The sequence below is a fragment of the Dokdonella sp. genome, from assembly GCF_049593775.1.
Lineage (GTDB): Bacteria > Pseudomonadota > Gammaproteobacteria > Xanthomonadales > Rhodanobacteraceae > Dokdonella.
This window is the reverse complement of record NZ_JBAWHJ010000376.1, coordinates 1-11378: the sequence shown is the minus strand read 5'-3', so window position 1 is coordinate 11378 and position 11378 is coordinate 1. Positions and strand designations below refer to the sequence as shown.

The 11378-nt window shown below is 60.6% G+C and carries 13 protein-coding genes; 12 read left to right on the top strand and 1 reads right to left on the bottom strand.

What is annotated here, in order from left to right; all coding sequences use genetic code 11:
- Positions 1–322: 322 nt before the first annotated feature.
- Genes WBP53_RS12965 through hisIE form a run of 9 tightly spaced genes read left to right on the top strand, consistent with a single transcriptional unit; the run spans position 323 to position 7724 of the window.
- Entirely contained in the window at positions 323–682 is a 360-nt protein-coding gene (locus WBP53_RS12965) for a YerC/YecD family TrpR-related protein (protein WP_423929573.1), read from the top strand.
- Positions 679–1575 carry an ATP phosphoribosyltransferase gene (gene hisG, locus WBP53_RS12960; RefSeq protein ID WP_423929571.1) on the top strand — a complete coding sequence of 299 codons (897 nt, stop codon included), beginning with the start codon at positions 679–681 and terminating at the stop codon, positions 1573–1575. Before WBP53_RS12965 ends, hisG begins: the two co-directional genes overlap by 4 nt.
- Positions 1572–2879 (top strand): histidinol dehydrogenase, encoded by a 1308-nt coding sequence (gene hisD / locus WBP53_RS12955; RefSeq protein WP_423929569.1) that lies wholly within the window; start codon positions 1572–1574, stop codon positions 2877–2879. The genes hisG and hisD overlap by 4 nt, the downstream gene beginning before the upstream one ends.
- Positions 2876–3955: a histidinol-phosphate transaminase gene (hisC, locus tag WBP53_RS12950; protein ID WP_423929567.1), complete on the top strand. Its 1080-nt coding sequence runs from the start codon at positions 2876–2878 to the stop codon at positions 3953–3955. Before hisD ends, hisC begins: the two co-directional genes overlap by 4 nt.
- On the top strand, positions 3952–5019 hold the full coding sequence (gene hisB / locus WBP53_RS12945) for a bifunctional histidinol-phosphatase/imidazoleglycerol-phosphate dehydratase HisB (protein WP_423929565.1): 1068 nt from the start codon (positions 3952–3954) through the stop codon (positions 5017–5019). Before hisC ends, hisB begins: the two co-directional genes overlap by 4 nt.
- Positions 5016–5615 (top strand): imidazole glycerol phosphate synthase subunit HisH, encoded by a 600-nt coding sequence (hisH, locus tag WBP53_RS12940; RefSeq protein ID WP_423929563.1) that lies wholly within the window; start codon positions 5016–5018, stop codon positions 5613–5615. The genes hisB and hisH overlap by 4 nt, the downstream gene beginning before the upstream one ends.
- The gene (locus tag WBP53_RS12935) at positions 5612–6337 is read left to right on the top strand and encodes a 1-(5-phosphoribosyl)-5-[(5-phosphoribosylamino)methylideneamino] imidazole-4-carboxamide isomerase (protein ID WP_423929561.1); all 726 of its coding nucleotides are present in this window, start codon (positions 5612–5614) and stop codon (positions 6335–6337) included. The genes hisH and WBP53_RS12935 overlap by 4 nt, the downstream gene beginning before the upstream one ends.
- A complete protein-coding gene (gene hisF, locus WBP53_RS12930; RefSeq protein ID WP_423929559.1) occupies positions 6331–7101 on the top strand; it encodes an imidazole glycerol phosphate synthase subunit HisF in 771 nt (256 codons plus the stop codon). The genes WBP53_RS12935 and hisF overlap by 7 nt, the downstream gene beginning before the upstream one ends.
- Positions 7098–7724: a bifunctional phosphoribosyl-AMP cyclohydrolase/phosphoribosyl-ATP diphosphatase HisIE gene (hisIE, locus tag WBP53_RS12925; RefSeq protein ID WP_423929557.1), complete on the top strand. Its 627-nt coding sequence runs from the start codon at positions 7098–7100 to the stop codon at positions 7722–7724. Before hisF ends, hisIE begins: the two co-directional genes overlap by 4 nt.
- Positions 7725–7875: 151 nt before the next feature.
- Here hisIE and WBP53_RS12920 read toward each other — a convergent pair whose 3' ends face one another.
- Positions 7876–9594 carry a M14 family zinc carboxypeptidase gene (locus WBP53_RS12920; RefSeq protein ID WP_423929556.1) on the bottom strand — a complete coding sequence of 573 codons (1719 nt, stop codon included), beginning with the start codon at positions 9592–9594 and terminating at the stop codon, positions 7876–7878.
- A 328-nt stretch (positions 9595–9922) separates the two neighbouring features.
- On the opposite strand from WBP53_RS12920, the gene WBP53_RS12915 reads away from it, so the two are divergent.
- The 3 genes from WBP53_RS12915 to WBP53_RS12905 all read left to right on the top strand — a co-directional run bounded on the left by WBP53_RS12915 (position 9923) and on the right by WBP53_RS12905 (position 11335).
- Positions 9923–10135, top strand: coding sequence for a cold-shock protein (locus WBP53_RS12915; protein WP_371281516.1), 213 nt, complete (start codon positions 9923–9925; stop codon positions 10133–10135).
- A gap of 81 nt (positions 10136–10216) precedes the next feature.
- On the top strand, positions 10217–10699 hold the full coding sequence (locus tag WBP53_RS12910; RefSeq protein ID WP_423929553.1) for an FKBP-type peptidyl-prolyl cis-trans isomerase: 483 nt from the start codon (positions 10217–10219) through the stop codon (positions 10697–10699).
- A 132-nt stretch (positions 10700–10831) separates the two neighbouring features.
- Entirely contained in the window at positions 10832–11335 is a 504-nt protein-coding gene (locus tag WBP53_RS12905; protein WP_423929551.1) for a transposase, read from the top strand.
- The last annotated feature ends 43 nt before the right edge of the window (positions 11336–11378 follow it).

Here is an 11378-nt window from a genome sequence, read left to right as displayed (position 1 = left end):
GGCTATTGGGCATCGCATTCGCTCAGCCCAACCTGCGAAAGCGACAATCTGCGCGGCTGTGATGTAGGTTGGCGGTGAGCGCAAGCGAACCCCAACGTTGTTGAGTCGAATTGAAGGTTCGACGTCCACGCCATCCTGTTGTTGTGCATCGCATACGCTCAGCCCAACCTGCGAAAGCGAAAATCTGCGCGGCTGCGATGTAGGTTGGAGGTGAGCGCAAGCGAACCCCAGCGTCGCCTGACCTTCAAGCACCATTCACCTGTTGCGCAGCGCAGCAAGCGCCGATACACTGCGAGCCAATGTACTAACGCGTTAATACGTTATGAAGCGTCGATCCATAGAAGCGGAAGCACCGGCTGCGAAGGCCGAGGACAGCTTGTGCCGGGCCTTGCTCGTCCTTGATACCGTCCCCGCAATGCGGTCCTTCCTGCGCGATCTGTGTACGCCCTCCGAGCTTGAGGCGCTTTCCGATCGCTGGCGCGTCGTTCCCTACATCCTCAAGGGCATGCCCTACCGGGAAATCCACGATCGCACCGCCGTCAGCATCACGACGATCGGTCGCGTGGCCCGGTTCCTGAGCCAGGGCAATGGCGGTTATCTTGCTGCGCTGTCCCAGGCGGGTTCGGAAAAGGCGGCAAGGCCTGCGCGCAAATCCTCCCGGCGGCCTGGAGAAAGCGCATGAGTACGAGGGATCGGCTGCGCATCGCCATCCAGAAGTCGGGGCGACTCAGTGATGCTTCGCTGGATCTTCTGGCGCGCTGCGGGCTGAGTTTTCGCCGCAGTCGGGACAAGCTATTCTGCTTTGGCGAGACATTGCCCGTTGACCTCCTCCTGGTTCGCGATGACGACGTGCCGGGCATGATTGCCGATGGTGTTTGCGACTTGGGTATCGTCGGCCGGAACGTGCTCAGCGAGCAGGTGCTCGGATTTGATGCCGGGGTTTCGGCGCCGTTCACGGAGCTGAGGCCGCTGGGGTTCGGTCGTTGTCGACTATCCGTAGCCGTGCCTGAGGCCTTCGACTACAGCGACGCCAGCCAGTTTTCGGGCACGCGCATTGCAACGACCTATCCGAATCTTCTCGCCGACTGGCTGCGGCGTTCCGCGGTGGAGGCATCCATTGTCAGCCTTTCAGGGTCGGTGGAAATCGCGCCGCGACTCGGATCGGCAGATTTCATCTGCGATCTTGTGTCCAGCGGGGCGACGCTCGCGGCCAACCAGTTAAAGGAAGTGGCTGTCGTGCTCGAGTCTGAAGCGGTGCTTGCCGCGGGCAGTGTGATGCCGGGTGACGAGCGTGGCGAGTTGATCGACATGCTCCTGAGACGCATTGATGGCGTTATCCAGGTGCGCGTCTCGAAACTCGTCATGTGGCATTCGCCACGATCAGCCCTGGAAGACATCCAGCGCCTCCTGCCCAACGGCCAGCAGGCCACCGTCACGCCCATCGAGGGATTGGACAACGAAGTTGCGGTGCAGGCGATCTGCAACGACGCCATAACCTGGCAGCATCTCGAAGACATGAAGCGAGCCGGTGCACGCCAGATGCTGGTCCTGCCCCTGGAGCAAATGCTGGCATGAACCTGATCGACTGGAACTCACTGGATGAGCCGGCGCGCGCCGCAGCGTTGACCCGGCCTGCACAGCAAGCCAGTGCGGAGCTGCGCAACAAGGTCAGGGACATCATCAGCAATGTTCGCGCCGATGGCGACATGGCCTTGCTGGAGCTGACCCGACGCCTGGATTGCTGGGATCTGGACTCCCTGGAAGTGAAGGCTGAAGAGATTGCTGAGGCGGTGCGCTCGCTTGATCCCGTACTCAAATCAGCCATCAAGGAAGCCCACTCGCGCATCAAGGCATTTCACAAGGCGTGCATGGTGCCGTCGGTGTATATGGAAACTGCGCCTGGGGTCCGTTGTGAACGCATCTCCCGACCGATTCCACGCGTTGGACTGTACGTGCCAGCGGGTAGCGCCGCGCTGCCGTCGACGGCCTTGATGCTTGGCGTGCCGGCAATGCTGGCTGGTTGCCCGGATATCATCCTGTGTACGCCGCCGCGCGCCGACGGGCGTTGCGATGAGGCCGTGCTCTACGCCGCTGAACTCTGCGGCGTCCGCACGATATTCAAGCTTGGTGGCGCCCAGGCCATCGCGGCGATGACCTACGGAAGCGAATTGGTTCCCCGATGCGACAAGCTCTTCGGCCCGGGAAACGTCTGGGTCACCGAAGCCAAGCGCCAGGTTGCTGCCGACCCCGATGGTGCCGTGGTAGACATGCCAGCAGGCCCGTCGGAAGTACTGGTCATCGCTGATCACCATGCCGAACCGGAATTCGTCGCGGCCGACCTGCTCGCACAGGCCGAGCATGGGGCGGATTCACAGGTACTCCTGCTTTCGCCGTCCCAGCACACGATCGATGCGGTCGCCGTTGCAGTGAAGCGCCAGTGCGACGCATTGCCCAGGTCGGAGATTGCGGGTCGTTGCATTGCCGCTTCCAGCCTGATCAAGGTCGATTCACTCGATCAGGCTGTCGCCATCAGCAATCGCTACGCACCGGAGCACTTGATCATCAATACAGCGAACGCACGTGACCTGCTGCCAATGGTGACCAGCGCAGGGTCGGTCTTTCTCGGTGCCTGGACGCCGGAATCCATTGGCGACTATTGCAGTGGCACCAACCACGTCCTGCCCACTTACGGTGCTGCCCGCACCTGGAGTGGCTTGTCCGTGGCAAGCTTTCAGAAACAGATGACCGTGCAGGAGTCGACCGTGGAAGGATTGCGCACAATAGGTCCTTGCACAGTGACATTGGCTCAGGCTGAAAAGCTTGACGGGCACGCCAATGCAGTCAGCATTCGTCTGGCTTCGCTGGAGGCCGTGGCATGAACATTCGCGACCTTGCCAGGCCCGAGATCCTTTCCCTGCAACCCTATTCGTCGGCGCGTTCGGAATCAGCCATGGCCGAAGTCATGCTGAATGCGAACGAGGCGCCATGGCCGCCCGCCGGTGTGCCGAAGGCCATGCAGGGCCGGGCACTGAACCGATACCCGGACCCGCAACCAGCCGACCTGCTCGCACGTCTGGCCGAACTATATTCCGTGGACGAAAGCCGCATCCTGGTCGGGCGTGGCAGTGATGAGGCGATCGACCTGCTCGTTCGGTGTTTTTGCCGGCCCGGAGTGGATGCTGTTGCGATCATGCCGCCTACTTTTGGCATGTACGCCGTCTGTGCCTCCGTCCAGGGTGCGGCGCGCATCGAGATTCCGCTCGACAGGAACTTCCATGTCGACGTCGACCTACTCCTGAAGAAGCTCCCGGGTTCGGTCAAGCTGGTTTTCCTGTGCTCGCCGAACAACCCCACCGGTACCTTGACCAGTCACGCTGTCATCGAGCGAATTGCCGGATCCCTGGTTGATCGCGCCCTGGTCATTGTCGACGAGGCCTACATCGAGTTTGCCGAATCGCCGAGTGTCAGCGTGCTGCTTGGCCGATACGAAAATCTCGGCATCCTGCGCACCCTCTCCAAGGCATGGGGATTGGCGGGCGCTCGAGTAGGTTGCCTGCTCGCCGATGTCGAAGTCATTTCGCTGCTGCGCAGAATCATGCCGCCGTATCCATTGCCGACTCCCAGCATCAATGCTGCGCTAGGCGCATTGCATGCCGATGGCCTTGCCACTACGCGTCAGCGCATTGGCCTGATCATCTCCGAACGCGAGCGCATGGCCGCGGCCCTGGTGCGATTGCCGTCGGTCATCGAGGTGCTGCCTTCGAAGGCAAATTTCCTTTGCGTGCGATTTGTCGATGCAGCGCAGGTTCAACGCAGCCTGCAGCGCAGTGGAATCATCGTGCGTGACGTCGGTCGGCATGCGCGTCTGGCCGGGTTCCTGCGCATCAGCATCGGCTCGCGGGAGGAGAACTCGCAGCTGCTTGAGGCACTGGTGCGGCTGGAGGTTTCCGGGTGAGCCAGCGCAGGATTCTTTTCGTCGACCGTGATGGCTGCCTGATCGAGGAGCCCGACGACTTCCAGGTTGACCGATTCGAAAAGTTTGCCCTTCTTCCCGGCGTGATCGCCGCACTTTCCCGTTGTGTTTCGGCGGGTTACGCGATTGTCATGGTGACCAACCAGGATGGTCTCGGAACGTCGAGCTTTCCGGAGGCGGCTTTCCAGGGGCCACAGGATCTGTTGATGCAAATCCTGGGCTCGCAGGGCATTCCGGTTCGCGAAGTCCTGGTCGATCGCAGCCATGCCGAGGAGGGCAGGGACACGCGCAAGCCGGGGGTTGGCCTCGTTCGCCACTACCTGTCGGATGACAGCTGGTCCAGATCTCGTTCCGCGATGGTCGGCGATCGCGAGACCGACATGGAGTTCGCGCGCAATCTTGGCGTGCGCGGATTCCGCGTCGGCGCCGGTTTCCAGTCATGGCCAGAGATTGCTCATGCTTTGTGCGGTACGCCGCGTACGGGATCGGTGTCCAGAGACACCAGGGAGACGCGCATTCGCGTCCGCGTCGATCTCGATGCACCCGCCAGTTCGGACGTGCGCACCGGCTTGGGGTTTTTCGACCACATGCTCGAGCAGATTGCCCGGCATGCGGATTTCGACCTGCGTCTGAGTTGCGAGGGGGATACCGGAGTCGACGAGCACCACACCATTGAGGACTGTGCGCTATCCCTTGGCGAAGCCTTGCGCGAAGCACTGGGTGACAAGCGCGGGATCGGGCGCTACGGATTCAGTCTGCCAATGGACGAAAGCCTCGCCAGCGCAGCTCTGGATCTGTCAGGCAGATCGATGCTGGTGTTCGACGGCATCTTTCCGCGAGACCGGGTCGGCGAACTGCCGACCGAGCTCGTTCCGCACTTTTTCCGGTCGCTGTGCGACGCGCTCGGTGCCAATTTGCATCTGAGCGTTCGTGGCGACAACGCGCACCACATGGTAGAGGCATGCTTCAAGGTGTTTGCGCGCTGTCTCCGCCAGGCGATTCATGTGGACGGCGATGTCCTGCCCAGTACCAAGGGCACCCTGTGAGCGCCCCGGATGTGGTTCTCGTGGATGCCGGTGGCACGAACATCGGTTCGGTTCGCTACGCCCTGGAACGCCTGGGGATCGATGCATCCGTCACGCACAACGAAGCGCGTATCCGCTCGGCCAGCCATGTCATCCTTCCCGGCGTCGGAGCAGCTGGTCCCGCCATGCGGAAACTGGAATCGCATGGCCTGGTCGACGTGGTGCGCGGCTTGAAGCAGCCCGTACTGGGCGTGTGTCTTGGCATGCAACTGCTGTTCGAGCATTCGGAGGAAAGTGATACGTCGTGTCTGGGGGTAATCCCCGGTCAAGTCCGTCGAATTCCCGTTGCGCCTGCCTGTCGTGTGCCACACATGGGCTGGAATCGACTCGATGTGCTTCGAGAAGATCCGCTATTGCGTGAGCTTCCTGAAAAGTCGTTTGCGTATTTCGTGCACAGCTATGCAGTGACCAGTGAGACGCACGCGCTGGCAACTTCCGGTCATGGAACGGTTCTGGCGGCTGTTGTTCGCGAGAAAAACTTCTGCGGCATGCAATTTCATCCCGAGCGCTCGGCTGCGGTCGGTGCACGCCTGCTCGAAAACTTCCTTTCACTATGAAGCTCGAGATCATTCCCGCCCTGGATCTGCGCGAGGGTCGCGTGGTGCGCCTGCGCCAGGGCGACTACAACCGGGAGACCGGATACGCGGTCAATGCGATGGAACAGGCATGCAAGTACCGCGATGCCGGTGCAACATGGCTGCACGTCGTCGACCTTGATGGCGCGCGCGCCGGCAAGTTTGAAAACCTCGCTCTGATTGAAACACTGGCCGGCCTGGGTCTTCAAATACAGGCCGGTGGTGGAGTGCGTGATGAGTCGGACTTGCGTCGCCTCTTCGCTGTTGGCGTGCAGCGGGTCGTGCTGGGCAGCATCGCAGTGAGGGAGCCTGATCGCGTCATGGAATGGATTTCGACGCATGGTGCGCAACAACTCGTGATTGCCCTCGATACCCGATGGCTTGATGGTCGCTGGCAGCTGTCGTCGGCCGGATGGACCGAAGCCGCCGCCGTGACACTCGATGAGCTGGCCCCCCGTTATGCACGCAGCGGCGCACAGCACATCCTCTGCACGGACATCGAGCGCGATGGCATGCTGTCCGGTCCCAATCTTGAGTTGTATGCGCACCTGTCCCGGATTGCGCCCGATCTGCGCGTGCAGGCATCCGGCGGCGTACGTGACGAGGCCGATGTGAAGGCTCTTCAAGGCAAGGTGGCGGGTGTGATCCTCGGACGCAGCCTGCTTGAGGGGCAACTGGATCTGGCGAGCGCGCTGGAATGCTGACGCGCAGGATCATTCCCTGTCTGGATGTTCGTGATGGCAAGGTCGTTAAGGGCGTGCGGTTTCGTGATCACGTCGTCGTCGGCGATATCGTCGAACTGGCGATGCGCTATCGCGACGAGGGCGCTGACGAACTGGTCTTCTACGACATCACGGCCAGCCCGCAAGGGCGCAGCGTCGATCGCAACTGGGTGGAGCGCGTGGCCAGGGTTATCGATATTCCGTTCTGCGTCGCCGGCGGAATTCGCGATGTCCCCTCGGCGCGCGCAATCCTGGTTGCCGGCGCAGACAAGATTTCGATCAATTCACCTGCACTCGAGCGGCCGCAACTGATCAACGAATTGGCGGATGCCTTTGGCAATCAGTGCGTGGTAATCGGCATCGACAGCCTGCTGGACGACGATGGCGAGTGGCGCATTCGCCAGTACACCGGGGATCCGACGCGCATGCGCTCTGTACCGATGCGCACGCTCGATTGGGTGGTTGAAGTGCAATCACGTGGTGCGGGTGAAATCGTGCTCAATTGCATGGGTGCCGACGGCGTGCGCCAGGGCTTTGACCTGGATCAGTTGCGTGCGGTGCGGTCGCTTTGTTCGGTTCCACTGGTGGCCTCTGGCGGTGCTGGCACGCGGGAGCATTTTCGTGATGTCTTTGTCGACGCAGACGTTGACGCAGCATTGGCCGCCAGCGTTTTCCACTCCGGCGACATGCCGATCCCTGAGCTAAAGAACTTCCTGGCTGGAAGTGGAATCGAGGTGCGTACATGAAGCCTGCTTCTGACATCGAAACGCTCGACTGGGCCAAGGGCGATGGCCTGTTGCCGGCCATCATCCAGCATTGGCGGAGTGGTGCAGTGCTGATGCTGGGCTATATGAATGCCGAAGCCCTGCTGGCGACGCAGTCCAGTGGCAAGATCACGTTTTTCAGTCGAAGCCGAAAGCGCCTGTGGACCAAGGGCGAGAGTTCGGGCAACTTCCTGAACCTGAAATCGCTGCATGTCGATTGTGATGCAGACACCATCCTTGCACGTGCCGAACCTGATGGGCCAACGTGCCATACGGGTTCAGCTACCTGCTTCCCTACTGCCGAACCGATGTCGTTCCAGTTTCTGGCCGCGCTGGATGGGCTCATCGAGCAGCGTGCCGCACAGCGCCCGCCCGGCAGCTACACGACCCGGCTGTTTGATGGCGGTGTACGTGGAATCGCGCAGAAAGTCGGGGAAGAAGGCGTGGAGATGGCGCTCGCGGCCGTGGCCCAGGATGATTCGGAGCTGGTCGGGGAAGCAGCAGATCTGCTGTTCCACCTGATGGTTCTGCTACGCGCTCGAAATCTGGGGTTGATTGACGCAATCAAGTTGCTTGAGCAGCGGCATGCGGAAAGTCATTCGTAGGCAACGGCACCTGCCGTGATGCTTTCGCCTGCAGCAGGGACAGGGCTGGTCGACGCATGGAGCATGCGTGCACCTTCCATGAGAATCTCATCTTTGGCGCAAACTTCGTTCGATGTCCCGCAATCTGGCCGCCAGATCGCAGCGATCCACCCTACCTCACCCCATCTTCGAACCCGTTCTCGAAGATCGTGTCGTCGGCAACAATGTCGAGGAAGATGGCATCGACAGCGCCTTTGGTGTCCCCGGCGCCAGAAGCATTCTTGCCTTGCACATAGACGATGTGCCGGCCCGGTTCCAGCCCGGTCGTGGAAATCGTTCCGCTTACCGCTTCGACAGGGCTGTCGAAAGCGCCATCCATTGCGACCAGAGACTGGCTGAGGGCTCCGATTTCCCAGGGTGCGCGATCAACAAACGCTTGCGCGGACTGGATATCGAATACTTGCTGAGTACCATTCAATGAGCTGTAACGCGTGTCGTCAATGATGGCGCTGATCTCGACAGGTTCGCCAGCCTCGACAACGATGCGGTCCAGGGCCAGGTCGCGACTGTCGGGTCCCAGTGGCAACTGGTAGGGGGCTCGTGCAACTCTCGCTGCATACTTCAATGCCGCCAGGTTCTTTGGAAGTGTATCCGCGGTGAAATTCGCACAGCTTTCAAAGAAGCTGGTACCAAGCTCGATCGTGAAAGACGGCGCGCCCAGCAGGCCATAGATTGTGTCGGTGGTCGTCCCGTCCGTGGTGTACAGGTAGTTGGGGTCGGAAGACTGCGCGGGCAGGTATTCGTTGTAGCCGGCCAGACGGCGGCCCAGAGTCTGCATGGCCAGGCCATTCTCGGTTGGATCGCGCGTATCGCCCCAGGGCCAGACCACGAGCTGTGAATAGCTGTGGATATCAAAGAACAAACCGGCGTAATCATCTGGTGCAGCGACCGTGACGTCATCCGGCTTGCGATCGGGCAGGGCGCCGCCGGCGTAGACACCCTTCGCATCGGCGGTGCCTGCAACGTAGGTCACAAGATTGCGGGTTTCATGTTCGGATGCGGAACTGGGTCCACGATAGGTCTCGTTGCAGGCAGACCCGCTGGAGCCGATGCCCGACGTGCCATTCCAGTGGAACGGGAAATTCCGGTTCAGATCGATGCCCGGGCTTCCGGAGCCACAAGTGCCGTTGGACGTATTCGTATTCTTGCGCCAGTACTGCCCGGTTTCGGCCTTCTTGCGTCCGTCGGGATTGGCCTGCAGGATGAGCCGGAAGTCCACATGGTCGAGCAGCCAGGTGGCTTGGGCATGGGTACCGTAGCCGCCTACCAGCCACTCTGAAAAACGCGTCAGCAGTTCGGCTGGAGTGTATTCACGCGCATGGATTGATCCGAACAGGACCAGCCGCGGGCGATCAGGATCGCTCGCTGCGGTTGTCATGTTGGTCAGACGCAGCGCTTTCATCATGTAGCCGCTGGAGGCAGATTGCGCGCGCTCCCAGGTCGGACCGATCTCCGACACCGAGGCCAGGTCCGGGCGAGCGAGCACCATGTCGTCGATGCTTGCGTAGGTTTCCTCGACCGTCCGGTAGCAGCTGTAGCCTGGAATGCTGGAAATCGAATCACTGGCCGCATAGAAGGCGCGCAGCCGGGCTGTCGCTGCCATGTCGATTTGTACGTCCATGCCCATATCGCGAAGAAACCGGATTCCGTCTTCATCGGTGTCGACACGGAATGTCCTGCGCACCGGGTCGATATCCAGGTGCTGGAACTGCCCGCCTGCAAGCTGGAGCGCATGCGCATCCGGATAGCGAGCCTCGACGAACCACTCCTCGGCGAGCGCCGCGACAGGGATCGACAATCCAAGCAAGCTTGCAAGCAAATAGGTGCGCACGGCGATCCCGGGTGGTTTTGACAGGCGGAGACCTTAGCGGCAAGGCCCGTCCAGTGAAAGCCCCTCACCACGAATTCCCTGTGGCCAGCCCGCAGCCAAGGGCAGGGTTGCGTCGAACAAGGGGCATATTCGCGTTTGGCGACCCGCTGTCGTACACTTCGCCGCACTGTGTATGCCGGAGTCACATTGCATCGTGACATGGGCACAGCTGATCCAGTGATCGGACTGTTCGCCGCGTCTTGCTTGACCCTCCTTGCACACCCAGTACTCGCGTCGAATCATTGATTCGCGCACACCCCCTGGTTTCAACTTGTTCAAGGATTTAGTCATGTCAGATCGCGAAAACGGCACCGTAAAATGGTTCAACGACGCCAAAGGCTTTGGTTTCATTACACGTGAGTCCGGCCCGGACGTGTTCGTGCACTTTCGCTCGATCGAAGGCAGCGGTTTCAAATCGCTGGCCGAGGGTCAGAAAGTCAGCTTCACCGTAACCCAGGGCCCCAAGGGCCCGCAGGCGGAAGCCGTACGCGCCGACGACTGATCGTCGAGCGCCATCCCTGCCGACCCCGGACGCACGCGTCCGGGGTTTTCTTTTTTCAGCCTACAGATTTGAGGTAACAGCATGCAGATTGCCGACAACAGCGCCGCGTCATTCCACTACACACTGACGAATGATGCCGGCGAAGTGCTTGATAGCTCTGATGGACGTGAGCCACTGGCCTACCTCCACGGTGCAGGCAACATCGTGCCTGGACTCGAGCGCGAAATGACCGGTCATTCGGCAGGCGACAAGTTCGTGGTCGACGTCGAACCCGAGCACGGTTACGGCAACTACATCGATGAGCTGGTACAGGTCGTCCCGCGCAAGTCGTTCGAAGGTGTGGCCGACCTGGCCGTCGGCATGCAGTTCCAGGCACAGACCCAGCAAGGCCCGATCGCCGTCGTTGTCACCGAGATCGAAGGTGAGGATGTCACCGTCGATGGCAATCATCCACTGGCTGGAGAGACCCTGCATTTCGCCGTCGAGATCGTTGAAGTTCGTGAAGCCACCGACGAAGAAAAGCAGCACGGACACGTGCACGGCGCTGGTGGTCACCACCACTAGGAACGCTCCAATCAGCCTTGCGTAGCGGCGTGCCGTAGCGGTGTTCCGTAGGGCCAGGGTGTAGAGGCGGGTCTCAGACCCGCCCGCTCTTGCGCATCAAGAAAACAAGAACCGGCATTTCACGGAAGAACCATGCCCAAGTTCCGCAAATCACTGCGATTGCCGAACTACGACTACAGCCAGGTGGGCTACTATTTCGTGACGATGTGCGTGCAGGATCGCGAGTGTCTGCTCGGTGAATGCATCGCAGGGTCGATGCGAATCAACTCGGCAGGACTGTTGATCGAGGAGTCCTGGTTGGAGCTTCAGAGACACTACGTCCGGGTCGTGCTCGACCGGCACGTGGTCATGCCGAATCACTTTCACGGCATCCTCGCCTTGAATGACGTTTCTGAAACCGACAGCAAGAAGATATCGGGACACGGACTGCCGGAATTGATCCGCGCATTCAAGTCCTTCTCTGCGCGCAGAGTGAATAACCTTCGAAAGACTCCAGGCGAACGTGTTTGGCAACGTGGCTACCACGAGCACGTCATACGCAATGAAGAGGATTACTTGCGAATTGCCGAATACATCGAGAGCAATCCCGCCAGGTGGAGCGAAGACAGCCTCAATCCAGACAACGCCAATCCCTGATCAGCAATGCCCAAAGCCTCCGTAGGGGTGGGCTGTATGGGCG